This is a genomic window from Rhodanobacter sp. A1T4 (assembly GCF_014207185.1).
Taxonomy (GTDB): Bacteria; Pseudomonadota; Gammaproteobacteria; order Xanthomonadales; family Rhodanobacteraceae; genus Rhodanobacter.
Genome location: NZ_JACHCP010000001.1, coordinates 318,208 through 342,828, shown reverse-complemented (window position 1 = coordinate 342,828; position 24,621 = coordinate 318,208). Strand labels below are relative to the sequence as shown.

22 protein-coding genes and 1 riboswitch are annotated in these 24,621 nt (G+C 61.4%); of the genes, 14 read left to right on the top strand and 8 right to left on the bottom strand.

The features are described from left to right. Nucleotides 1–306: 306 nt before the first annotated feature. From ltaE to lptF, 3 genes are all read right to left on the bottom strand, one after another. Entirely contained in the window at nucleotides 307–1,326 is a 1,020-nt protein-coding gene (ltaE, locus tag HDE80_RS01540; protein WP_184667217.1) for a low-specificity L-threonine aldolase, read from the bottom strand. Nucleotides 1,327–1,397: 71 nt separating this feature from the next. Then, nucleotides 1,398–2,495 carry an LPS export ABC transporter permease LptG gene (lptG, locus tag HDE80_RS01535; protein ID WP_184667215.1) on the bottom strand — a complete coding sequence of 366 codons (1,098 nt, stop codon included), beginning with the start codon at nucleotides 2,493–2,495 and terminating at the stop codon, nucleotides 1,398–1,400. Nucleotides 2,496–2,505: 10 nt separating this feature from the next. After that, entirely contained in the window at nucleotides 2,506–3,615 is a 1,110-nt protein-coding gene (lptF, locus tag HDE80_RS01530; protein ID WP_184667213.1) for an LPS export ABC transporter permease LptF, read from the bottom strand. A gap of 98 nt (nucleotides 3,616–3,713) precedes the next feature. Here lptF and HDE80_RS01525 point away from each other — a divergent pair, with 98 nt between their 5' ends. Further along, nucleotides 3,714–5,204: a leucyl aminopeptidase gene (locus tag HDE80_RS01525; protein ID WP_184667211.1), complete on the top strand. Its 1,491-nt coding sequence runs from the start codon at nucleotides 3,714–3,716 to the stop codon at nucleotides 5,202–5,204. Nucleotides 5,205–5,223: 19 nt separating this feature from the next. Then, nucleotides 5,224–5,646 (top strand): DNA polymerase III subunit chi, encoded by a 423-nt coding sequence (locus tag HDE80_RS01520; protein WP_184601980.1) that lies wholly within the window; start codon nucleotides 5,224–5,226, stop codon nucleotides 5,644–5,646. 41 nt (nucleotides 5,647–5,687) lie between these two features. Here the strand turns inward: HDE80_RS01520 and HDE80_RS01515 are convergent, their stop codons facing one another. After that, the gene (locus HDE80_RS01515) at nucleotides 5,688–9,389 is read right to left on the bottom strand and encodes a hybrid sensor histidine kinase/response regulator (protein WP_255483529.1); all 3,702 of its coding nucleotides are present in this window, start codon (nucleotides 9,387–9,389) and stop codon (nucleotides 5,688–5,690) included. Nucleotides 9,390–9,528: 139 nt separating this feature from the next. On the opposite strand from HDE80_RS01515, the gene HDE80_RS01510 reads away from it, so the two are divergent. From HDE80_RS01510 to HDE80_RS01500, 3 genes are read left to right on the top strand one after another with little or no spacing between them, the layout of a single operon-like run. Beyond that, complete coding sequence (locus HDE80_RS01510) at nucleotides 9,529–10,149, top strand: YceI family protein (protein ID WP_184667209.1); 621 nt, start codon at nucleotides 9,529–9,531, stop codon at nucleotides 10,147–10,149. Then, nucleotides 10,146–10,706: a cytochrome b gene (locus HDE80_RS01505; protein WP_184601977.1), complete on the top strand. Its 561-nt coding sequence runs from the start codon at nucleotides 10,146–10,148 to the stop codon at nucleotides 10,704–10,706. Before HDE80_RS01510 ends, HDE80_RS01505 begins: the two co-directional genes overlap by 4 nt. Nucleotides 10,707–10,733: 27 nt before the next feature. Further along, nucleotides 10,734–11,288, top strand: coding sequence for a YceI family protein (locus HDE80_RS01500; RefSeq protein WP_184667207.1), 555 nt, complete (start codon nucleotides 10,734–10,736; stop codon nucleotides 11,286–11,288). 39 nt (nucleotides 11,289–11,327) lie between these two features. Here the strand turns inward: HDE80_RS01500 and HDE80_RS01495 are convergent, their stop codons facing one another. Next, the gene (locus tag HDE80_RS01495; RefSeq protein WP_184667759.1) at nucleotides 11,328–11,564 is read right to left on the bottom strand and encodes a glutaredoxin family protein; all 237 of its coding nucleotides are present in this window, start codon (nucleotides 11,562–11,564) and stop codon (nucleotides 11,328–11,330) included. A 67-nt stretch (nucleotides 11,565–11,631) separates the two neighbouring features. Between HDE80_RS01495 and HDE80_RS01490 the strand changes: the two genes are divergently transcribed. The 3 genes from HDE80_RS01490 to HDE80_RS01480 all read left to right on the top strand — a co-directional run bounded on the left by HDE80_RS01490 (nucleotide 11,632) and on the right by HDE80_RS01480 (nucleotide 15,618). Next, complete coding sequence (locus tag HDE80_RS01490) at nucleotides 11,632–13,014, top strand: L-serine ammonia-lyase (RefSeq protein WP_184667205.1); 1,383 nt, start codon at nucleotides 11,632–11,634, stop codon at nucleotides 13,012–13,014. Nucleotides 13,015–13,329: 315 nt separating this feature from the next. After that, a complete protein-coding gene (locus HDE80_RS01485) occupies nucleotides 13,330–14,964 on the top strand; it encodes an APC family permease (RefSeq protein ID WP_184667194.1) in 1,635 nt (544 codons plus the stop codon). Nucleotides 14,965–14,988: 24 nt separating this feature from the next. Continuing rightward, a complete protein-coding gene (locus HDE80_RS01480; RefSeq protein WP_184667757.1) occupies nucleotides 14,989–15,618 on the top strand; it encodes a LysE family translocator in 630 nt (209 codons plus the stop codon). Between the two features lie 113 nt (nucleotides 15,619–15,731). Here the strand turns inward: HDE80_RS01480 and HDE80_RS01475 are convergent, their stop codons facing one another. The 3 genes from HDE80_RS01475 to HDE80_RS01465 are packed head-to-tail and all read right to left on the bottom strand — an operon-like array spanning nucleotide 15,732 to nucleotide 19,111. Beyond that, nucleotides 15,732–16,826, bottom strand: coding sequence for a homoserine dehydrogenase (locus HDE80_RS01475; RefSeq protein WP_184667191.1), 1,095 nt, complete (start codon nucleotides 16,824–16,826; stop codon nucleotides 15,732–15,734). Continuing rightward, nucleotides 16,823–18,028 (bottom strand): cystathionine gamma-synthase, encoded by a 1,206-nt coding sequence (gene metB, locus HDE80_RS01470; protein ID WP_184601971.1) that lies wholly within the window; start codon nucleotides 18,026–18,028, stop codon nucleotides 16,823–16,825. The genes HDE80_RS01475 and metB overlap by 4 nt, the downstream gene beginning before the upstream one ends. 51 nt (nucleotides 18,029–18,079) lie before the next feature. Continuing rightward, nucleotides 18,080–19,111 carry a homoserine O-succinyltransferase gene (locus tag HDE80_RS01465; protein WP_184667189.1) on the bottom strand — a complete coding sequence of 344 codons (1,032 nt, stop codon included), beginning with the start codon at nucleotides 19,109–19,111 and terminating at the stop codon, nucleotides 18,080–18,082. A gap of 85 nt (nucleotides 19,112–19,196) precedes the next feature. Beyond that, a riboswitch (SAM riboswitch) is annotated at nucleotides 19,197–19,315 on the bottom strand. A 205-nt stretch (nucleotides 19,316–19,520) separates the two neighbouring features. Between HDE80_RS01465 and HDE80_RS01460 the strand changes: the two genes are divergently transcribed. The 6 genes from HDE80_RS01460 (at nucleotide 19,521) to HDE80_RS01435 (ending at nucleotide 24,587) form a co-directional block, all read left to right on the top strand. Then, on the top strand, nucleotides 19,521–20,156 hold the full coding sequence (locus HDE80_RS01460; protein ID WP_184667185.1) for a peroxiredoxin: 636 nt from the start codon (nucleotides 19,521–19,523) through the stop codon (nucleotides 20,154–20,156). Between the two features lie 114 nt (nucleotides 20,157–20,270). After that, nucleotides 20,271–21,287, top strand: coding sequence for a cysteine synthase A (locus tag HDE80_RS01455; RefSeq protein ID WP_184667183.1), 1,017 nt, complete (start codon nucleotides 20,271–20,273; stop codon nucleotides 21,285–21,287). A 73-nt stretch (nucleotides 21,288–21,360) separates the two neighbouring features. Beyond that, a complete protein-coding gene (locus HDE80_RS01450; protein ID WP_184667182.1) occupies nucleotides 21,361–22,089 on the top strand; it encodes a 2OG-Fe dioxygenase family protein in 729 nt (242 codons plus the stop codon). A 104-nt stretch (nucleotides 22,090–22,193) separates the two neighbouring features. Then, on the top strand, nucleotides 22,194–23,381 hold the full coding sequence (locus HDE80_RS01445; RefSeq protein ID WP_184667180.1) for an acyl-CoA desaturase: 1,188 nt from the start codon (nucleotides 22,194–22,196) through the stop codon (nucleotides 23,379–23,381). A gap of 218 nt (nucleotides 23,382–23,599) precedes the next feature. Beyond that, complete coding sequence (locus HDE80_RS01440; RefSeq protein WP_184601965.1) at nucleotides 23,600–23,938, top strand: RcnB family protein; 339 nt, start codon at nucleotides 23,600–23,602, stop codon at nucleotides 23,936–23,938. 292 nt (nucleotides 23,939–24,230) lie between these two features. Then, complete coding sequence (locus HDE80_RS01435; protein WP_184667178.1) at nucleotides 24,231–24,587, top strand: DUF1304 domain-containing protein; 357 nt, start codon at nucleotides 24,231–24,233, stop codon at nucleotides 24,585–24,587. The last annotated feature ends 34 nt before the right edge of the window (nucleotides 24,588–24,621 follow it).

Here is a 24,621-nt window from a genome sequence, read left to right as displayed (position 1 = left end):
GCGCGTTGCTCTTAAACGGGGCCCCTGTGCGGCGGTGAGGTGGGGTCGACAGGCCCGCAGGGTGATCGGCAGGAAGCCGATCACTTTTCGCCGGTGCAGGGATGCGCCGTCGAAAAGCCCGGCCGCACCTCACGGACTTGCCGGGCAGGGACGCCCGGCAAGCGCCAAGCGGGGTGGCCTTCTCTTTTGGTTACTTTTCTCTTGGCCACGCAAGAGAAAAGTGACTCGGCCGCCGGTGGCGGACGAAAGCCCGCGGCAGGCGAGCCAGATCACACGGACGATCGGTTGTCGCCAAATCCGACTATATCAGCCACGTGCGAAGAATGAGCGGAACGCTTCCACCACCCTCTCAACCCCCTCATCATCCACATCCAGATGAGTAACCAACCGCAACGTCGGCAAATACCCAATACTGATACGAACCCCCGCCGCCCGCATATGGACGTCCAAATCCTTCAACCGACCGGCGGGCACGTCAACATAAACCATATTGGTAAATTGCCCCAGCAGGTTGACGCCAGCGATCTCGCGAAGACAGCCAGCCAGATAAGCCGCGCGCCGATGATCATCGGCCAGACGCGCCACGTGATGATCGAGCGCATAGATACCTGCCGCAGCGAGCAGGCCGGCCTGACGCCAGCCGCCGCCGGTAACCTTGCGCCAGCGCCGCGCCTTGTCGATCAACGCATGCGAACCGACCAGTACAGAGCCAACCGGCGCACCCAGGCCCTTCGACAGACATACCGACACGCTGTCGAAATGCCGGGCGATTTCGCGCGCCGGCACATCACAGGCCACGGCGGCGTTGAACAGACGCGCACCATCGAGATGCAGACCAAGTCCACGCTCACGGCTGAAGTCGTGCGCGGCCTTTAGATAATCCAGTGGCAACACCCGTCCCCACCAGGTGTTCTCCAGCGCCAGCACTTTGGTGCGTGCGAAATGCGGGTCGACCGGCTTGATCGCTGCGGCGACCTTGTCCAGCGGCAACGTGCCGTCGGCATCCTGCGGAATCGGCTGTGGCTGGATGGAACCGAGCACGGCAGCACCACCACCTTCCCAGCGAAAGGTATGTGCATCGGCACCGACCAGATACTCGTCGCCGCGCTCGCAGTGCGCCATCAACGCCAGCAGGTTCGACTGCGTGCCGGTCGGCACGAACAGCCCAGCCTCGAAACCGAGGTCGTCGGCGAGACGCTGCTGCAGTAAGTTGACCGTCGGGTCTTCGCCGTAGACATCGTCGCCAACGTCGGCCAGTAGCATCGTTTCACGCATGGCCTGCGTGGGCTGCGTGACCGTATCGCTGCGTAAATCGACAACTCGCATGGCGGCGTCTCACTGGTTGAATTGGATTGGGAAGATATCGCCGGCGGACCGATGGCAGGCTGTTGCCAGGATCAGCCGCTGCGGCGGAAATACAGCCAGCCAGCTACCGCCAGTATCACGATCGGCAGCAGGTTGGCGAGCAGCGGCGGCATACCGTAAACCGTACCGAAGTTGACCATTGCCTTCTGCAGAAAATACCAGCCGATTGCCAGCAGCATGCCGATAAACATGCGCTTGCCCAGGCCGCCGGAACGCAACGCGCCGAAAGCAAACGGCATTGCGCATAGCACCAGCACCAATACGCTGAGCGGATACAACGCCCGCCCCCAGAAAGCCACCGCGTAGACGCCGGGTGTTTCGCCATTGGCGGCGCGATAGCGGATATTCCGCTGCAGATCGCGCATCGAAAGGTATTGCGGCAGGATGATCGACTGCGCCAGCACCTGCGGGTTGAGACCCGAAACCCATGGCTGGCTGGCCAGCGTGGTGGTGTGCACGCCGGTCGCGTCCAGCGTGCTGTCGCGCACGTCTTTCAGGATCCACTGCTTGCCGTTGTGCTGCGCCGACTTGGCCCATTCGAAACGGGTCAACTGACCATCGGGCGTCATGGTAAAGATGCGCACGTCCGCCAGCTCCACGCTGTCTATGCCGCCGCGATGGGTCAGCATGGTGCCGCGTGCGTTGATGAAGTTGCTGCCGTCGCGCGCCCAGGTACCACTGCTGGTGGCGCCGACATTGTTGTTCTTCATGCGTAGCTGCATCACCTGCGCTTTCTGGTCGCCCCACGGGCCGACTGTTTCGCCCATGATTACGACGCCAACGATCAGTACGGTCACCACGCCAACTGCCGACACGGCAATACGCAGGCGCGACATACCGGCAGCGCGCAGCGCGGTCAGCTCGCCGGTAGAGGCCAGCCCGCCGAGACCCAGCAGGCCACCGATCAGCGCAGCGTTGGGGAACATTTCGTAAAGCCGACGCGGAAATGTCACCAACACATAAACGATGGCGTTGTTCAGTGTGTAACCGTTCTTGCCCACGCTGCCAAGCTGCCGCAGAAACTGGGTCACGGCATCAAAGCCGGTCAGCACCAGCCAGACCATCAGCACCGAACCAATGACACTGAGCATCACCAGCCGATCGACGCGTTTTAAAGTGAACACGTTCATGCCATGTCACTCATGCGGGTGCGCTCACGCGCGCCTTGCGAGGCGCGTACTGCTTCCACATAAGCCACCCAGCTATACCGATCACCAAGATATGCAGCGCCCACATGGGCGCCTCGCTGTGCCAGTGCCCTTTGGCAATCTGGGCGCGACATAGTGCGAGTACGACGTAATAAAGATAAAAAGTGACGATCGCCAGAAACAGGCGGCCATAACGAGGCTCGCGCGGACTCTGACGCGACAGCGGTAACGCCAGCAGCAAGAGCACCAGTGTCAGGGGCGGCGAATTGATACGCCATGCCAGCTCCGCGTGCGCGTCGGGATCCCTGGATCGGATCAGGGAAAGTGTATCCATAGAATGGCTTGGATCAGTGTCATCGTCATCCGACTGCACGCTGGACAGCGATGAATCGTTGCGCACGTACTGCATCTTGCGCCAGTTATCGGCGCCCAGCGGAATGTCGTACTGCCAGCCGGTGCGGAAAGTGATGAAGCGATCGGAGGCGTCACTTTCCTGGTAGAGCTCGCCATGATCCGCGCTCACGACTTTCACATGCGGCGGGCCATCCTTGGTATCGCGCTGGGTCTCCACGAAAGCATGGCCGAGCTTGCTCCCATCACGGCTGAGCGTGTCGACAAAGATGATGCCGCCCTTGCCCGGCAGATCGGTAAAACGCCCTGCATCGAGACCGGCGGCAATCACCGAACGGTTGGCCACCGCGACCATGTTGTCACTCGTGCTCACCGCCCACGGCCCGACCCACAGCGATACGATGGCGGTGATTGCTACCAGCACCACGCCCATGAGCAGCACAGGCTTGAGCAAACCACCGGGGCCCATACCAGAGGATGAGAGCACGTGCATTTCGCTCTCGCGATACATCCGGCCTAGCCCCATCAGCACCCCGAGAAAGCTGGCCAACGGCATCATGTTGGTTAGTCCGTCGAGCGTTTGCAGACCCAGCACCTGAAACATCACGCTGGCCGGAAAACTGCCGTTGGCCACCTGCTGCAGCACCTTGGCAAACGCGCTGCCGGCCACCACAACCAACAGCACCACGACAGTGGCGGCAACGGTTTGCGCCAGCTCGCGCAGGAAATAGCGGTCGAGAATGCTCAGCATGAGATAAACTTAAGTGATCCTTCGCCGCGACCGGTCCGGTCGGCAAACCTTAAGTCTAGCCGGTTCGACCGCTGTCGCGCCCGTACAGGAAATACCCGATGACACTTCAGTTCAGCCTCGGCGCCACCGCCCCGGAAACCGCCGATACCGCCTGCGTGCTGGTTGGGGTGTACGAACACGGCATGCTGACCAGCGCCGCTGCCCGCATCGACAGCGCCGCGGACGGCGTGATCAAGCGCCAAGTGGAAAGTGGCGACATCAGCGGCAAGGCCGGCACTACCACCGTACTGTTCGCACCGAACGGCGTGGCCGCCAAGCGCGTACTGGTGGTCGGCCTTGGCTCGCAGAAAACATTCGACGCGGCGCGTTATCAGAAGGTAAGCATCGAAGCGGCGCGTGCATTGGGCAAGCTGCCGGTGGCAGATGCGGTGTCGTTCCTGACCGAAGTCGACGTACCCGGCCGCGACATCGCCTGGCGCGTGCGTATTGCCGTGTTGACGACTGACCATGCGGCGTATCGCTACACCGCGACGTTCAAGCCGCGCGACAAGAGCAAACAGCCCGTGCTCGCCAGCGTCAGCTTTGCCGGCAACGCCGACGCCCAGGCCGGGCTGGATCAGGCTTGCGCGCTCGCGGCCGGTATCGAGTTCACCCGCGAGCTGGCCAACCTGCCGCCGAACATCTGCAACCCGGCATACATCGCCACTCAGGCCCAGACCTTTGCCGACGGCCAGGACAGCAAGGTCAGCTGCAACGTGCTTGACCATGTCGAGATGGAAAAACTCGGCTTCGGTTCGCTGCTGGCCGTGGCGCGTGGCTCGGTCAACAAGCCCAAGCTCGTCGTGCTGGAGTACAAGAACGGCGTCGAAGGCGACAAGCCATACGCCTTTGTCGGCAAAGGCGTCACGTTCGACACCGGCGGCATCAGCCTCAAGCCCGGCCCGGGCATGGAAGAAATGAAGTTCGACATGGGCGGCGCGGCGGCGGTGCTCGGCGCGTTTATCGCGGCTGTGAAGATGGAGCTCAAGGTCAACCTGGTCTGCGTCGTGCCAGCGGTGGAAAACATGCCCGACGGCGACAGCTATCGCCCCAGCGACGTGATCACCAGCCTCTCGGGCCTGACCATCGAAGTGTTGAACACCGATGCCGAAGGTCGCCTGATTCTCTGCGACGCGCTGACTTATACCGCGCAGACGTTCCAGCCGCATACCATCATCGATGCCGCCACACTCACCGGTGCCTGCGTGATCGCGCTCGGCAAGCATGCCACCGGCCTGATGAGCAAGCACGATGACCTCGCTGCCGAGTTGCTGGCCGCGGGCGAAGTAACGCTCGACCGTGCCTGGCGGCTGCCGCTGTGGGACGACTACCAGATCCAACTCGATTCCGGCTTTGCCGACATCGCCAACATCGGCGGCAAGAGTGCCGGCGCGATTACCGCAGGGTGCTTCCTCTCACGCTTCACCGAAGGCCAGCGCTGGGCGCATCTGGATATTGCCGGCACCGCATGGGACGAAGGTCGCAAGGGTCTGGCTACCGGTCGCCCGGTGGCATTGCTGACGCAGTGGCTGATGGATCGCGCGGGCTGATTGTCGGAGTCGACACGCCATGCCTCGCGCCGACTTCTACCTGATCGACAAGCCGCGCTTTCGCGAGCAGCCGCTGCTGCTTGTCTGCGAGTTGACCAAGAAAGCCTTCGCGGCGCAGCAACCGACGCTGATTCTCACGCGCGATTTCGAACAGGCCGAAGCTATCGACGAATTGCTGTGGGCGTTTGACGAGGATGTATGGATTCCGCATCAACTGGCAGGTGATGACGACGATGCGGATACTGCCGTGCTGATTGTGCCACCTGGCATCGAGACGGCCGATCGCCCGTTGCTGATCAACCTTCGCGACAGCTGCCCCACCGGTCACTATCAGCGCGTGCTTGAAGTGGTCGCTGCCGATCCGGCCGAGCGCGACGGCTCGCGCGTGCGCTGGCGTGAATATCAACAGCTTGGCGTCGAGTTGCAAAAGTTCGACATGTAGCCCGCTCTGGCGCGGGCTACGCGGAGACCGTAAACAGGCCCTTAGTGCATTTCGTCGGTTTCCTGCGCCGTACAGGCGATGACCTTGGCCAGCGCTTCAGCCAGTTGCTCGCCGCTCAGCGGCTTGCGCAGAAATCCGTCCATGCCTGCCGCCTGCGCGCGCAGCTCATCTTCGCTGCCCGAGCGCGCCGTCACCGCAATGATCGGCATGCGCTGACCATCGTGTTCGCGCTGACGGATCAACCGGGCAATCTGGAAACCGTCCACACCCGGCAGATCCAGATCGAGCAGCGCCGCATCGAAGCTCGCGTGCGCCAATTCGGCCAATGCCGCCAGTCCATTGGCCACGTGAAAAATGCTGTGCCCCTGTTGCTCCAGGAGACCGGAGATCACCGCTGCAATGATCGTGTCGTCTTCGACCAGCAGCAGGTGATAGTTGCGATGCCCCGTGCCGACCGTTGCGGGCGGCGGCGTCACTGCAGCCGGTTCGGACAGCGGCAGTCGCACGCGGAATGTGCTGCCGTAACCCATCCTCGATTCCAGTTCGATGCTGCCGCCCATCATGTCCACCAGCTCGCGGCATATCGCCAGACCCAGGCCGCTACCGGCGCGGCGATGCGGCCCCTCTTCCTGCTCGAAGCGCTGGAACAGGCGCGCCTGACTGGCCTCGGGAATGCCTGGCCCGGTATCGCTGACGCTCAAAACCAGACCCTGCGCCGAACGCTCGGCGCACAACGTCACACTACCGCGCTCGGTGAATTTCAGCGCATTGTTCGCCAGATTCAGCAACACCTGTTTGATGCGCACCGCGTCACCGATCAAACGCGGCGGCAGATCATCAGCGACATCCAATACAAAACGGATGCCCTTCATATGCGCCAGACCTTGCTCCAGTTGGGTCACGTCCTCGACCAACTGGCGCGGATCGAACGGCACCGGCTCCAGCTCCAGCCGACCCGCCTCGATGCGGGCCAGATCCAGCGCGTCGTTAAGCAGCTTGAGCAACATGCCGCCGGAGCGCTGCATGGCTTTGGTGTAGTCGTGCTGCAACGGTGTGAGCGGCGTGGTCAACATCAGCTCGGCCATGCCCATCACGCCCGTCATCGGCGTGCGTATTTCATGGCTGAGCGTGGCCAGAAATTGTGTCTTCGCCGCACTCGCCGCTTCAGCCAGCTGCCGCTGCTGTTCAATCATCTGCATGCGATGCCGCTGCGCCAGACGCCGGCGCCAACTGCGAAGAATCAGCACCGCGATGATTATCGTCAGCAACGCATACGATACCCACGCCCACCAGCGATCCCAGGGTGGTGCCTGCACCGTGATCTGCAGCGGAATCGGCAGGCCACTCCAGGAACTGCTCTCGCCCGCACCCTGCACGTTCAAGGTGTATGTGCCTGCGGGTAACCCCGCAAAATCGCGCTCGCCGCGGCTATCCACGTCCACCCAGTCGGTATCGAAACCGCTCAGCTTGAAACGGTAATGGTTGCCTTTCGGGTTGATGAAAGAAGCCGCTCGCGCATCTACCCGCAGATCCCGATCGCGCCAGCCCAACGACACCGTGCGGCCGTCCAGCGGCATGACATAAACGTCGCCCCCCTTGCGCACGCTCACGCTGGTCAATGTGAGCGGCGGTGGCGGCGTAGCATTGTCTTGTGAGGTGAACTGTTCGGGCTGGAACATCATCATGCCGGCACTCACCACGGCGAATATCGTACCGTCGTTGGCCTTGTCGTTGCTCGTACTGATGAAGTCCGCATTCGACAAACCTTGCGATGGCCCGAACGATTCGAAACGGCGTGTCTGCGGATTGAATCGGAACAGGCCTGGATCGGCGAATATCCAAAGACGGCCAAGCCGATCCACTTGCAGGTCTCTCATATCGGCGACGAAAGGTTCGTGGGTTACATCGATACTCTCGTCACGTGTTGCCTCACCTTTGTCATAACGATAGTGATCGATTGCCGACGCGGTCGACAGCCAAAAACCCGTAGCGTCGAAAGCCACAATGGAAATGCTCTCTTTGGGCACACCGCGCACGAACGCCAGCCTATGCGTTGCGTTATCCATCCGCATCAAACCGCCGGCGTTGGCGTACCAGAGATGGTCCGAATAGAAATTGAGCTGCTGAGGCGTCAGAGTGTCGTCAGAAGACCCGGTGGCATTGGAAGTTTCGTGAAGCACCGGCGTGATGACGAACGTTTCCGGATTGATCGCAACAACGCCTTCATTCCAGGAACCCACATAAACTGTTCCATCATCGCCAATCGCGATTTGCACTGGTCGCCCCATGGGCGCGTCACCGGGTGGAATAGCCGTAAGTTTGCCGTGATCGAAAACATGCAATGCGCCTGGGCTGACGATCCAAAGGCGGCCGCGCAGATCTTCGGTCATGGCAATGATCTGCGTATGCATATCCTTGACGACGTGCGTCACCTGACCGGTGCTGACGTCCAGCTTGTCGATCCAGCCATCGTTGCCTCCCACCCAGAGCAGGCCATCGCGGGCAAGGTGCACCGCCGAAGCCACGATGCCGGTGAGGCTGCTGGGATCATCCGGGATATGGGTAAAGCGGGTGAAGCCGTCCCACGCCGGCGGCAGATACGCCACGCTGGATTGCTCGAAGGTGATCCACAGCCCGCCTTCGCGATCCAGCATGGTCTGCCAGATCCTGTTGCTGGGCAGTCCACCGGGCAGCAGCGGCTGGCCAGTGATCGACTGCAGCCGACCATCACCTTCGTCCAGAAACATGCCATTGACCGTGGCAATCCACAGCCAGCCATGCGCATCACGCGTGCTGCTCATCACACGCAATGAAGATAACGAATCCTGCGCAAACGGACGCGCCACGCCATCGGTGCCAATGATCAGCAGACCACCCTCTACCGCAACACGTACTTCGCGCTGACTGGCATCGCTGAGCCCGCCCTCGATACGCCAGACCTTGCCGATGTCACCGTGAAACGCGGGATCGATCGGCACGCGATGCAGCGTGCCGTTAGCGTCACGCAGATAGAGTCCACTTTCCGTACCGATCCACAACCGGCCATCGGACTCAGCCAGCAGGGCGCGAGTGGTGCCGAATGACGCGGCATGCTTGCCATCGACATCCAGCGGCAGATGATCGAAGCCGCGGCCATCCTTGCGCATGCGGTCGAGTCCCTCTCCGGTCGCCACCCATAATTCGCCGTCGGTGGTCTGCGTAATGCCCCACACTTCGTTGTCGGCAAGGCTGTTCGGGGTCGCGTCGTCATGCGCCCACTGCTGGAAGCGCTCCGTCTGTTGGTTGTAGACAATCAAACCCGTCGAGATGCCGCCGGCCCAGATCTTGTTGTCACTATCAACGTACAACGCATACGTAGTGTTGGCCGGCAGCGAGCGCGGATCATCTGCCGCGTTGCGAAACGTCTGGAAACTGACCCCGTCATAGCGCATCAACCCACCGGCCGAACCAAACCACATCAATCCATGATGATCCTGTGCCACCGCGTAGACCTGCCCCCGCAATACGCCGTCTTCTACACCGTAACGACGGAACTGCGGTGTCGCCAGAGGTTCCGGTGTGGGCGCTCTCACCATTGGCGCATTCAGCGCGGGCAGAGTTGAAATCGGCCAGGTTATCGCCGGCATGTGTGCCGCCGGCGCTGTCACAACCGGCGTGAGCGATTCGGCTTCCGCCCTGCCATTGACGACAGACATCAGCAAAATAAACGCGAAAACAACCTTTCGCAAAAACGATGCAGCCATGCGGAAATCCCCCGACCCTGGCTCATCATGCCAAAACCGGCCCACGGCAGCGAGCACAGCATTTGCGAGTGCCAGCGAAACAGTGCGTCCAGCCGCCGCATGCTGGCATGGCCAGGAAAGATCAGCCAGACTCTCTTTCATGCTCCGAACCCGAAAAATCCGCCGGCTGTTGCTATCTGCGGCGCTGCTGTGGGCGCCATTTGTGCTGCATGCAGCAAGTCATCGCTACCAATATGACTCCGTACACAGCCAGATCGTTTTCAGCATCGATCACAATGGCTACTCGCGGCCGTTTGGACGTCTGCATATTGCTCGTGGCTGGCTGCAGTTTGATCCGGACGACTGGAGCACGGCTTCCACCGAACTGGACATCGATCTGGCCAGTGTCGATATGGGCGACGCCGAGTGGAACACCGCCGTATGCAAACCGGCACTGCTCGACTGCGCGCACGATCGCTACGCCCATTTCGTCAGCACCAGCGCCGAGCGCAAGGACAATCAGCATGGCGTGCTGCACGGTCAGTTGACCCTTCATGGTGTTACCAAACCGGTCGACCTGGTGTTCACTTTCAACCGCGTGGCCCGGACCATCTACGGCCTGCATACCGTCGCGGGCTTTTCTGCCACCACCTCGCTGCAGCGAGAAACATACGGCATTAACGCCTTCGCCAACTCGATTGGCCACGATGTCGCCATCTGGATGGAGCTGGAAGCCATCCGCGGCGATGATGACAAGAATTCAGAGAAGGACAAGCCATGAGTCTGCGTAGCGATAATCGTCGTTGGGGTTCAGTGGCGCGGTTCTTCCACTGGATCACGGCGCTGGCCATTATCGGCAACGGCATCTTCGGCCTGCTGATGGATCTGGCACACGGACCCATGCAAAAGATCAACTGGCTGGCACTGCACAAGTCGATCGGCCTTACCGTACTCGCATTATTCCTGCTGCGTGTGCTGTGGCGATTGATCGATCGTCGCCCGCCGGATGAACCCGGACCGCACTGGCAGCAGCTCGCAGCACATGCCGTTCACGGCGTGCTGTATGTGCTGATCGTCGCCATCCCTCTCAGCGGCTGGTGGTTCAACTCCGTCAGTGGCAAGCCTCTGCAGTGGTTCAAGCTGTTCAACCTGCCGTCGCTGGCGGCCAAGAATGAAAACATCGCCGACACAGTGTTAGCCGTGCACGAATACCTGTTCTGGTTTCTGGTAGCCGTGCTGGTGGTGCATGTCGGCGCCGCGCTGAAGCACCACGTATTTGATAAAGATAATGTGCTGCGCCGGATGCTGCCGTTTGGCCGTCCACGCAGCGATCTCTAAATACTTCCGCTCGACAGGAGAACCTCGATGAAAGCTCTTTTATCCGCCCTACTCACACTGACTCTTGCATTGCCAGTTGCCGCGGGCGCCGCCGATTACACCGTGCAACCGACAGCCAGCACACTGGGCTTTGCCGGCACGTTCCAGGGTGCCGGATTCAACGGCACGTTCGGCAAATGGACTGCTGCGATCAGTTACGATGCCGCGCATCTCGCCACGTCAAAATTTGATGTGAATGTCGATCTGGTCAGCGCGAAAACCGGTGACAAGGATCGCGACACCGCCCTGCCCGGCGCCGACTTTTTCAATATTGCCAAGTTCCCGCAGGCGCATTTCGTCACCACCGGCTTCCGTCAGGTCGGCGCGCAGGTAATAGCCGACGGTAACCTCACCCTGCACGGTGTGACCAAGCCGGTGACACTGAACGTAACCTTCAAGCCGCAGGGCACCGGCGCTGTGCTGGACGTGGCCGGCACGGTGAAACGCCTGGACTTCGGTGTGGGCGGCGGCGATTACGCCGATACCTCGGTGATTGCGGCGGACGTCAAAGTCATCGCACATCTGCAGCTCGCCGCAAAATAACCCGCGATGAACCGGCGCTGGCGGCGAATGATAGAGCCGCTAGCGCAAGGCGCCGATAAACGCGCGCACGCGCGTCGCGTCAAACGGCCAGTCCAATTCGCGCCCATCGCGGTCATCGCGCAACACAGGCACCCGGGTACCGTAGCGCTGTGCCAGCAACGCGCTGTCGTCGACCCAAACGCTGTCGAAATCCGGCGCAGACGCCTCGGCCAGCACGGCCAGCGCCTGATCGCACAGATGACAATAATCGCGCTGGTAGAGGATCAGGTCGGACATGCGGCTGCGAATGGCTGACGGCGACGCGTAGAATAGCCGGTCATCTCCATCGATCAGTAGCGTAGCCATGGCCGTTAGCGTATTCGACCTGTTCAAGATCGGCATCGGGCCATCCTCCTCGCATACGGTCGGGCCGATGCGCGCTGCCGCCCGCTTTGCCGAACGCTGGCTGGGCGACAACGGCATGCTGGATCGTGTCACCCGCGTGCGCTGCGAGCTGTTCGGCTCACTGGCCATGACCGGCCGCGGCCATGGCACCGACAAAGCCGTGCTGCTGGGACTGGAAGGCGAACATCCCGATCGCGTTGATCCCGACCGCATCCCAGCGACGCTCGAGCGCATCCGCAGCACGCATCAATTGCTGCTGCTCGGCAAGAAAATGATCGCGTTCGAGGAAAAGCGCGATCTGGTGTTCAACAAACGCCAGAAGCTGCCGTTCCATACCAACGGCATGCGCTTTTCCGCTTACGACGCCGACGACAACGAACTGGCCAGCCGCGATTACTATTCGGTCGGTGGCGGCTTCGTGGTCAACAACGACGAGGCGGCGGAAGATCGCATCGTCGCTGACACCACGGAACAGCCCTACCCGTTTTCCACCGGCGATCAGATGCTGGCGCTGTGCAAAAAGCACAACCTCACCATCGCGCAGCTGACCATGGCCAACGAAAAAGTCTGGCGCAGCGAAGAAGAAATCTGCGCCGGCCTGATGACCATCTGGAAAGCGATGCAGGACTGCGTCGCACGCGGGCTGCGTTCGCCCGGCGTGCTGCCCGGCGGTTTGAAAGTATCGCGCCGCGCCCCTGCGATGGCCGCCGAACTGCGCGACCAGCCCGAAGCCGCGCTGCGCGATCCGCTGACCATCCTCGACTGGGTGAATCTCTACGCGCTGGCGGTGAACGAGGAAAACGCCGCCGGCGGCCGCGTCGTCACCGCGCCGACCAATGGGGCGGCGGGCATCGTGCCCGCGGTGCTGCATTATTACCAACGCTTCTGCCCGAAGGCGAACGACGACGGCGTGATCGACTTTCTGCTCACCGCCGCCGCCATCGGCATTCTCTACAAGGAAAACGCCTCGATCTCCGGCGCCGAAGTCGGTTGCCAGGGCGAGGTCGGCGTGGCCTGTTCGATGGCCGCCGGCGGACTCACCGCGGCACTTGGCGGCAATATGCTGCAAGTTGAGAGCGCCGCCGAGATCGGCATGGAACACAACCTCGGCCTCACTTGCGATCCGATCGGTGGCCTGGTGCAGATTCCCTGCATCGAACGCAACGCAATGGGTTCGGTCAAGGCCATCAACGCTAGCCGCATGGCCATGCGCAGCGACGGCAAGCACCACGTCTCGCTCGACAAGGTGATCAAGACGATGCGAGATACCGGACGCGACATGAAGGACAAGTACAAGGAAACGTCACGGGGCGGGTTGGCGGTGAATGTGATCGAGTGCTGAGGATCGCGTAGCGCAGCTACGTCGCAAGAGCCTACCCCACCCCAGCTCTCCCCTGTCAAGAGAGGAGAGAGCAAAATTTTCAGCTCCTCCCCCCGCACCCAAGAGGAGCTTGGGAGGCGCTGAACCCTTGCGACACACTCCCAGGAAATGCCTTAAAGCATCTCTCTCCGCTGTGACGCCCATACCTCACCGAACGTCTCCACGCCGCACCGCACCATGACATACCCAGGCTGACAGCCCGCGCCGCCCTCTGTCATGATCCGGGTCTTGTGCCGCTTCCAGAGCGGTCTATCGATTCAAACTGCGGGAGCTTGCATGTCCTCATCCAGCCCTATCCGACGCGATGTCGGCCCCTTCGCCCTGATGCTTACCGGCCTGGGTTCGATCATCGGCTCCGGCTGGCTGTTTGGCGCTTGGCGCGCAGCCGGATTGGCCGGACCCGGCGCGGTGTGGGCATGGGTGCTGGGCGCGGCGATCATCATGACCATCGCACTGACCTACGCGGAACTGGGCGCGATGTTTCCCGAGTCCGGCGGCATGGTGCGCTATAGCCACTACTCGCACGGCTCACTGGTCGGCTTCATCGGCGCCTGGGCGAACTGGATCGCGATCGTCTCGGTGATTCCGGTGGAAGCGGAGGCGTCGGTGCAGTACATGGCTTCGTGGCCGTTTGCATGGGCGCAGGCGCTGTACATCCATATGCCCGACGGACATGGCGAGCTGGCGCCGATCGGACTATGCATCGCCGCCGTGCTGGTAGTCATGTATTTCCTGCTCAACTTCTGGAGCGTGAAGCTGTTCGCGCACTCCAACACCGCGATCACCGTGTTCAAACTAGTGGTGCCCGCAGCGACCGGCCTGGCACTGATCGCCAGCGGTTTTCATCGCGAGAATTTTTCGGTGGGTATTCATGGCGGCGCCCATGCGCTGGACTTCCCCGCCATCCTCACGGCCGTCGCCACGGCAGGTATCGTTTTCAGCTTCAACGGCTTCCAAAGTCCGGTGAACCTGGCCGGCGAAGCGCGCAATCCGGGCAAGAGCATTCCGTTCGCGGTACTGGGCTCGATCGGGCTCGCCACCATCGTCTATGTGATTCTGCAGGTCGCGTATATCGGTGCGGTGCCGCAGGAAATGCTGGCCAAGGCCGGCTGGCATGGCATCGATTTCCGTTCGCCGTTCGCTGAGCTGGCGATCATCGTCAACCTGCACTGGCTGGCCATGCTGCTGTACGCCGATGCGTTCGTGAGCCCCAGCGGCACCGGCATGACCTACACCGCCACCACCGCACGCATGATCTACGGTATGGAGCGCAACGGCACCTTGCCGAAAATCCTGGGCCGCATCGATCCACGCTGGGGCGTACCGCGTCCGGCGATGTGGCTGAACCTGGTGGTGTCGTTCCTGTTCCTGTTTTTCTTCCGCGGCTGGGGCACGCTGGCGGCAGTGATCTCGGTGGCGACGGTCATCTCCTACCTCACCGGCCCGGTCAGCGTGATGACCCTGCGCCACACCGCACCGGACATGCATCGACCTTTCCGACTCACCGGCCTGCCCGTGCTCGCCGGTGTCGCTTTCATCATGGCCACCGAGTTGCTGTACTGGGCCAAGTGGCCGCTGACTGGCGAAATCATCCTTCTGATGGTCGTGGCACTGCCGGTGTATTTCTACTATCAGGCCAAGACCGGCTGGCACGATTTCGCGCGACAGATCAAAGGCGCCTGGTGGCTGATTGCTTACCTGCCCACCCTTGCCCTTGTCTCATGGGCCGGCAGCACCATCTTCGGCGGCAAGGGTTATCTCTCGTATGGCATCGACCTGGTCGTGGTCGCCGTGATCGGTCTGGTGTTCTACCTGTGGGGCGTAAAGTCGGGCTGGCGCACGCCGTCGATAGAAGCCGCATGCGAGGACGCGCATAACCGTCCGCATGACGAAGCTATGCCGCCCGCGTAACGGACCACTGAGCGACCAGTGACGATGTACGGTATCAAGCATTTCAGCGCCTTTATACTCGCCTGCGTCGCTCTCAATCTCACACCGGGTCTGGATACTTTTTACATCCTCGCGCGTAGTGGCCGCGAGGGACGAGCGGTCGGTGTTGGCGCGGCGCTCGGTATCAATGCCGGGTGCCTTGTTCACACGGTGGCCGCCGTGGTCGGTCTCTCGGCGCTGCTGATGACTTCGGCATTGGCCTTCGCCGTTCTCAAGTATATCGGTGCGGCGTATCTGTGCTGGATCGGCCTGCGCATGCTGCTGATACGACAGGCCAAGCCCAAGGCGACCGTCACACGCGGAAAGGGGTTTACCGCCGCATTTCGACAAGGCATGTTGACCAACGTGCTCAATCCGAAAGTCGCGCTGTTTTATCTCGCCTTTCTTCCGCCGTTCGTTTCCATGCAGGCGCCTCACGCTCGGTTTGGCTTGCTGCTGCTTGGCCTGAGTTTCATCGGCACAGGCCTCTGCTGGTCGATGGTGCTGGCGATGCTTGGTGCCGGCATCTACCGACTGCTTTCATCGCGACCCGATGTGGCCACATGGATGGATCGGATATGTGGCGGCGTACTGCTGGGTTTCGGCGTCAACCTTGCGCTGCGTCGTCAGCACTGAAAAACACGGGGGTTGGGCTGAGAAAAACGATGCCCCCTATCGATCGCAGCGTGCTGTTGGGTATCGCTTCGCTCCACCCAACCTACCAAAAGCACAATCGCGCTGGAACGGGGTCAGTGCAAGGCCAGCACATCCCCGAGCAGCGCCTGCGCGGTCACTTCCGGACCGGCCCCGGGCCCCTGAATGACCAGCGGCTGGGTGTTGTAGCGGGTGGTGGTGAGGGCGAACTGGTTGTCGGTGCCATAGAGGCGCGCGGCAGGATGGGTAACGGGGACTTCGGCGATGCCGACGCGCGCCTTGCCACGCTGGTTGAGACGGGCGAGGAAGCGCAGCACATTGCCGCGTGATTTGGCTTCCGCATGACGCGCGGCAAGCGGTTCGTCCAGCTCCGTCCGCCGAGCCAGAAATTGCTCGGCCGTTATCGCACGCAGCGGTTCGGGCACCAGGCTTTCCACCTGTACCTCATCGACGCCCAGGGCGAAGCCTGCATTGCGGGCAATGATCAGCAGCTTGCGGGCCACGTCGTCGCCGGAGAGATCGGAGCGTGGATCGGGCTCGGTATAGCCCAACCGGCGCGCTTCCAGCAGCAGGGTGGAAAACGGCTGGTTGCCGTCGTACTGATTGAACAGCCACGACAGCGAACCGGAGAACACGCCTTCCAGCGTCAACAGACTGTCGCCGCATTGACGCAAGCGACGCAATGTTGAGAGCACCGGCAAGCCCGCACCGACGGTCGCGGAATCGCCGTAACGCGCACCTTGCGCAGTCGCCGCTTGCAGTGCGCGCCAGCCCGACAAGTCGCCGCCGGCCAACGCCTTGTTGGCGGTAACCACGTGATAGCCGCGTGCCAGCCACTCTGCGTGGCGCGATGCCAATACGGTGTTCGCGGTGGCATCCACAATGACCTTGTGCAATACGCCGCTGGCATCCAGTGCGGCCAGCAACACCGCGTCATTGCGGATATCACCATCGTTGTTCAACTGCTCTCGCAGCGTACGGCTGGCGAGGCTTGCCGCATCCGTATGCTGCCGACGCGAGTTGGCGGCACCCACGAGACGAATGCTTGCCGCCGCCGGTGTGTTCAGCAGCTTCAGCAACGCACCACCGACCACACCGGTGCCGAGCAAAACGATGCCGGTCGTGGTGGCGGTTACAGCGGTTACCGCTGATTTCGATGCAGCGGCAGGCGCAACCACCACCGAACTCATGCGTGAATCCGACCGGCAGCGGCGGGACGTGCAGACTTTGCAGCCAGCGTTTGCGCGCGCTCCAGCGCCGCGTCGATATCGCGCAGCAGATCGTCGCCGTCCTCGATACCTATCGACAGGCGCAGCAGGCTGTCGGCAATACCGGCGGCATGACGCGCTTCGGGTGCCATTGACGAATGGGTCATCGAAGCAGGATGGGCGATCAGGCTTTCCACACCGCCGAGGGATTCGGCCAACGAAAAATATTCCAGGCCATCAACGAAGGCTTCGATCTGGCTCACGTCGCCTTCCAGCTCAAAGCTCAACATCGCACCGAAACCCTGCTGCTGGCGAGCGGCCAACGCGTGGCCGACATGGTTTTTCAGGCCGGGATAGTAGACTTTGCGGACCGCCGAATGGCCATCCAGATGCGTAGCGATACGTTCGGCGTTTTCCTGATGCTGGCGTAGTCGCACGGACAAGGTGCGCAGTCCACGGAGGGTGAGGTAGCTGTCAAACGGCGCACCGGTAAGGCCATTGCAGTTGGCCCACCATTTCAGTTGATCGTAAACCGCTGCGTCCTTCGCCACCGCCGCGCCACCGACCACATCGCTGTGACCGTTGATGTACTTGGTGGTGGAGTGAACCACCACGTCCGCGCCCAGCAGTAGTGGCTGCTGCAACGCCGGCGACAGAAAGGTGTTATCGACGACAAGTAGCGCACCGGCCGCATGCGTGGCTTGCGCTACATGGCGGATATCGGTGATGCGCAGCAAGGGATTGGACGGCGTCTCCACCCATACGAGCGCCGGCTTTTTGGCGAGGCCGGCAGCCAGCGCGGTGCTGTCGGTGAGATCGACGAATTCCAGCGTGAAACGACCCTTCTTGGCCCACGCATCGAGCAGCCGCCAGGTACCGCCGTAACAGTCGTGCGCGGCGAGCACGTGGCTGCCAGCCGGGACCAGTTCCAGCACCAGCGCCACCGCCGACATGCCGCTGGACGTGACTACCGCACCGGCGCCCTGCTCCAGCTCCGCCAGCGCATTGCCGAGCAAATCACGGGTCGGGTTGCCGCTGCGCGAATAGTCGTACACGCGCTTGCGACCGAGGCCCTCGAAACTGTAGTTGCTCGACAGATGCAGCGCCGGCACCACCGCGCCATGCTGGGTATCGGTTTCGATGCCGGCACGCACGGCTCGGGTACAGGGGGTGGACTTGCTCATGGGACTCTCCAGACCAATCGTTCGGATCAATACAAAGGGGATAAGAAAAATTTACGCCAGCGCGCTACGCAGCAGCGGCGCCAGCTGTTCGGACTCTTTGAGGAAGGCATCGTGGCCGTACGGCGAATCGACCACTTCCAGCGTGGCCGCACCATGCAGGCGGCTTTGCAGCTCACACAGATCGGACAACGGCACCAGCCTGTCGGACGGAAACCCAATCAGGGTGGAGCGCACAGGCACCAACTCGGGGGCCACATCATGCAGGTCGATCGACTCCGACAGGGCCAGGAAGCGGTCGGCGTCGAATCGCTCGACGAAGCGACGACCGGCATGCTCCAGATAATCCTCGACCGGGAAATGAAAGCGGCCATCGCGAAACTCCGGGCCACCGGCAAAGCGCTTACCGAATTCGGTGCTGCCGCGATATGTGGTCATCGCCAGCTGACGGGCCAGCGACAAGGCCTCGTCGACCTGACCGCTGGCCTGGCCCAGCCGCACGATGCCACGTTGCACGCTGCGCTGTGCGGTCGCCAGCGGATGCGGACGATGCGCGCCGGCCAACAGCACCAGCCGATCGACCGAGTGCGGATGACGTGCAGCAAAGGCCAGCCCCACCATCGCGCCGTAAGACGAACCGATGAAAGCATGTACCTGCGGAATAGCCAGCGCCTGCAGCAGTGCAGCCAGGGCGTCGGCCTGATCCTCGCTGGATACGGTGTTCGTGCCCAGCTCGGCAGGGGTCAGCCAGTCGATGGCCAGCACACGCCACTGGTTCAGATCGATCGCCGCACCAGCACCCACCAGGGCCTGCCACCAGCCCGGTGCCGCATCGCGATCCAGTCTCACCACGTCGCGATCGGCCGAAATGCCACCCTGCACGATCAGCGTCAGCGCATCCGGCGCACCGCTCCACGAATAACGCACGTCGACCTCGACCGGACCACTGCCATATTTCGGATTCAGCGTGAGCCGCCGCATGCTGCGCCGGACCGTCAAGCTGGGGCGATGACGCAACGGCGCCAAAATCGCAGCAATTGCCGCGTTGGTCGTTGTAGCAGCGATGGTTTCGGGCAAACAGGTCATCTGGTCTCTCCGGTCGGCATCGTCCTGCGAAGGGCCGGAGAGGTCGTCATGCATGGGATCGACAGCGAAAAGCTGCGAGACATGACGCCCATCTTCCGGATTGGCGCCAGATGGCGCTTCCGCAGGAATTAGCACCGTTGCGGAAACGCTCCGCAGGTTGCCCCGGCTTCAATGGGCCTGTCCCTCAGCCGGTCTCGATGAGTCAGTTGACAGTAAAGGTTGATCTTTTATTTGTCAATAGACGTCTAAACATCTAAACGTATAGACTTTTCAAATACTGAAAAACTTTTAACCATATGGTCGCAAGGACCACGCATGCGCCATCACCAAATTCAAACATCTCGCGAGTAAGCTCTTTCCTGCGCAAAGACCTCCTCAGCCATCCCCGCTCAGTCAACCGGAGAAACGCATGAGTCTGCAATTGGGCGAAATCGCCCCCGACTTCACCCTCCACTCGACCGAGGGAAAGATCCATTTTCATGAATACGTCGGCGACCACTGGGTGGTATTTTTTTCGCACCCGAAGGACTTCACGCCGGTGTGCACCACCGAGCTGGGCGCATTTGCCCGCCGCAAGAACGAGTTCGAAACGCGCAACACCAGGCTGCTCGGCCTGTCGGTCGATTCGGTCGAAGACCACAAGCGCTGGGCCAGGGATGTGGAAGACGTTGGTGGTACAGCCATCAACTACCCGCTGCTGGCCGACCCGGATTTGGAAGTCGCCAAGCTTTACGGCATGTTTCACCCCAAAGCCGATCCCAAGGTCACCGTGCGTTCGGTTTTCATCATCGACCCGAACAAAAAGGTGCGACTCACTCTTACCTACCCGCCGAGCGCCGGCCGCAATATCGACGAGATTCTGCGCGTGCTCGATTCCCTGCAGCTCACCGACGGTCGCAAGCTCACCACGCCGGTCGACTGGAAACCGGGGGATGACGTAATCATCGCGCCGTCGGTTTCGGACGAAGACGCCAAGACGCTGCACCCCGGCGGCTGGAAAACGCTGAAGTCGTATCTGCGACTGGTGCCGGCACCGAAGAACTGACACAAACCCTTTGCGAAACCTCCAGGGGCGGATGCTCGGGAATCGTAATGGCCCGCGACCGCCCCTTTTTAATGCACCATTCCTGCCTTACCCATCCATTCACGACATGATGCCATGAGCAGCCGACCCGACCTTGCCACCACCATCGGCCATACCCCGCTATTACGCCTGCGCCACGCCTCCGCGCTGACCGGCTGTGAAGTGCTGGCCAAGGCCGAGTTGATGAATCCAGGCGGCTCGATCAAGGACCGTACTGCGCTTGGCCTGCTGCAAGACGCCGAGCGGCGCGGACTGATCCGCGCCGGCGGCTTCATCGTGGAAGGCACTGCCGGCAACACCGGCATCGGATTGGGATTGCTCGGCGCCAGCTTGGGCTATCGCACCGTCATCTTCATGCCGGAAACGCAAAGTCGCGAAAAGATTGACGCGCTGCGGATCACCGGTGCCGAGGTTCGACTGGTACCCGCCGCGCCCTACAAGGACCCCAACCACTACGCGCACCAGGCGCGAGCCCATGCTGAAGCATTGAACGAAAGCGATGCGGGCAGCGCATGGTTTGCCAACCAGTTCGACAACACCGCCAACCGTGACTTCCACGAGGCCACCACTGGCATGGAAATATGGGAGCAAACGGAAGGCCATATCGACGGCTTCGTCTGTGCCTCCGGCACCGGCGGCACGCTGGCCGGTGTCGGCCGTGCCTTGAAGGCGCGCAACCCGGGCGTACGCATCGCTCTGGCCGACCCCACGGGCTCGGCGTTGGCCAATTACGTCAACACCGGCGAGCTGGTGGCCAGTGGCAATTCGATCAGCGAAGGCATTGGCTCCAGTCGCGTCACCGCCAACTTCGATGGCGCACCCATCGATCTGGCGTGGTCTATACCCGACGACGAATCGATTCCGCTATCGCACCAGTTGCTGCACGAGGAAGGCTGGTGTGTGGGCGGCTCCAGCGGCGTCAACGTGGCTGGCGCGATTCGCCTTGCGCGTGCGCTCGGTCCCGGCCATACCGTTGTCACCATCCTTTGCGATGCCGGTACGCGTTATCAGGCCAAACTGTTCAACCCTAGCTTTCTGCGCGAAAAAAATATTCCCGTGCCGCCGTGGCTGGATCAGGCGTTCCCAGGCTGAAGCGATCAGCGAGATCGTTTGCAACGTAGCCGACGGATATCTCCCTGCCCGGCGCTGCTGGTAACGTAGCGCCATGAGTTCTCAATCTGATCTATCAGCGTTGCATACCCGGTTACATAGCGAGGGCTTTGCTTTTCTCGGTGCCGAGACGATGGACGGCCTGCTTGATGATCCCCAGTCGTTGGACGACTGGGATGCATTCACCGAAAGCTGGAATGATCTGGCGCCCGATGCCTATCTCGCGGCCAAGGGCCGCAAACGTCGTCGCCGCCATGCGACATTCGAGATCACGGCCGACGGCGCCATCACACGCAATCCACAGCAGCCGCACGTGCAGACTCTGCAGAACAACAAGCTGCAGGGCGGCATCGAGCGCTGGTTCGTGCCGATTCGGCCAAAAATCGCCGATGGCGCCAGCTTTCGCCGCATCCTCCAGTTCAGCCACACACTGTTCGGTTCGCTGGCGCCACGCATTCCGCAGTGGCATGTCGAAGCGCATCAGTTCCGCATCGAGGCGAGCATCGGCGAGGCCGGCGAGCCCACACCCGAGGGCGTACATCGGGATGGCGTGGACTATGTGCTGGTGCTGCTGATTGATCGCACGAATATTGAAAGCGGCGTCACAACCATTCACGCCTGCAACGGTGAGCTGCTTGGCAGCTTTACCCTGACCCACCCACTGGATGCTGCGCTGGTCGACGATGCCAAAGTCAGCCACGGCGTTACCGCCGTCACTCCGTTCGATCCGGAGAAGTCAGCGCACCGCGACGTGTTGGTGGTGACTTTCAAAGCTGCCGCGTAGCATCACCGTCAGCCGATGATTAGCATCGATTATGACCAGCCGCGACACGGCCGTCACTGCCGATGAGTTAGTATGCAGGCCGTATTCCCTCGTCAGGCTTCCCCATGCCCCTCGATTCATTACATCGCAGGGACAACGCTGCCGAACCATCGTCGCCCGATGCAACCAACGAGCGGCTGAAGTTCAGCGGCGATAACAGCTTTCATCGCGAGCTGCGCCGTAGGGTGGATGCCGAATTCAAGCGCAACGGCACTCGTCAGCGCGACAGCCTGCAGATGTATCTGAAGACGGCAATCATTCTCACCACTTTCGCACTCAGCTATGTGGCACTGGTGTTTTTCGCGACAAATGGCTGGGCGGCAGTCGCCCTCAGCATCGTGCTTGGCGTAGCGATCGCGGGTATCGGTTTCAATGTGATGCATGACGGCGGCCATCAGGCCTATTCGGATCGACGATGGGTCAATCGACTGATGGCGCTGACGCTGGATATGGTCGGTGGGAGTTCATACATCTGGCAATGGAAGCACGCGCGATTCCACCACACCTGGGTCAATGTCGCCGGCCACGACAGTGACATCGATCTCGGCATTCTGGGACGGCTCTCGCCGCAGCATCCGTGGCGATCGTGGCACCGCTGGCAGCACGTTTATCTTTGGGTGCTGTATGGCGTTACAGCGATCCGCTGGCATCTGTACGGAGATTTCCGCGACATGATTACCGGCACCATCGGCGAGCGGCCATTCGAGCGACCGCGCGGCTGGGATCTGGCGGGTTTTGTGATCGGCAAAGGGGTGTTTTTCGGTCTCGCGTTTGCGCTGCCGATGATGCTCCATTCGATCGGCGCTGTGCTGCTGTTCTATACGATCACCTCGGCCGTCGCTGGCGTGTTGCTGGCGCTGGTGTTCCAGATGGCGCACGTCGTGGAAGAAGCCGACTTTCCGCTGCCAAACGAAACGAACCAGCGGATGGACACACCGTGGGCCATCCACCAGTTGGAAACCACGGTGGATTTCGCGCGCGACAACCGTGTGCTGAGCTGGTTGATCGGCGGTCTCAATTTCCAGATCGAGCACCATCTCTTTCCACGCATCTCGCACGTGCACTATCCCGTCGTCGCACGCGTGGTGGAAGCTACCTGCCGCGAGTTCGGCATGACCTACCGCACTCATCGCAGCTTTGCCGCTGGTATCGCCTCGCATTACCGCTGGCTGCGGCAACTGGGCCGACCGGTCGTCGTGACGATCATGACTCCAGTACCGTTGCTGGAGCCCGAGCCGCTGCCGCAGACCTGAGCCATACGCGTCTTCCATAGATGCGGTTCAAGGGTATGCGTGTGAAAGGCGCACTGCCAAGAAATTCACACGCAAAGAGCCTGCCGCCTGCGATGGTGTATTTGCAGTAGCCATGCCTTCGGTACGGTTTCACCTCCGGGCAGGTGCGTGCGCTGACATTTGCCGCTGTCCTTGACCTGTGGCTCCGCCACAAGCTTGGCATTCATAAAGGACAACTCATGAAAACGAAACTTGTCATGGCCATGTGCGCAGCTTTGCTGGCTTCCAGTGCAGCAATGGCAGCGCAGTCCGACGATCAAAGCGGCGGCACTGTTCAGACGACGAAAACCGTTACCACGACCGTGCAGCACGTCAACGGTGCAGACACCACCTGGTACAAGGAAGGCGGCGTAGTGCCTACCGAGTATCGCGACAATCGTTATGTCGTTCAGCACTGGCAGACCGAACACTTGAACGAACCCGCTCAAGGATCCCACTGGGTGCGTGGCGACAATGGTGACTACCTGCTGGTCGACGAAAGCAGCGGCGCGATTACCAGCATCATCCACCAGCACTGACTGACTCATCATGGGTACGGCTTCCCGCCGTACCCATGCAGACGGATCCATGGCTCTCATGGATCCGTTTTTTGTTGTGGCATTCAATCTGGCCGATAGCTTGAACTCGACGGCACAAAGCTACCCGTCAAGCGGGCAGCACGGCGATGAAGCCCCTCCCTGCTCCGCAGTCTGCATCCAGCCTCGTATTTTCCGATGGCGCTTTGCATTTGCGATCAACCGGGCCGACTGCGACACTGCCGTACGACGCTCCAACAGAGCGCCATGGGTCCAGCCATCCAAGGGGAACTACATGTCCATCGCCGGCAACCTCGTCGTCGTCATCATCGCGCTGCTTCACGTCTATTTCCTGGTGCTGGAAATGTTCCTGTGGACCAAGCCCGCCGGCCGCCGCGCGTTCGGCCTCACCGCGGAGTTCGCCGAGCAGTCGAAAACGCTTGCCGCCAATCAGGGGCTATACAACGGCTTCCTGGCCGCCGGGCTGATCTGGGGCCTGAGCCTCGGCATTGCCGGCTTCAACGTGAAAGTATTCTTTCTCGTCTGCGTGCTGGTGGCCGGCATCTTCGGAGGGCTCACGGCAAGCCGGAAAATTTTGTGGATTCAGGCACTCCCGGCGGTGATCGCACTGTTACTTTTATTCCTGGCCTGACCGTGTCTTTACGTCAGCAACTTTCACTGGGTTT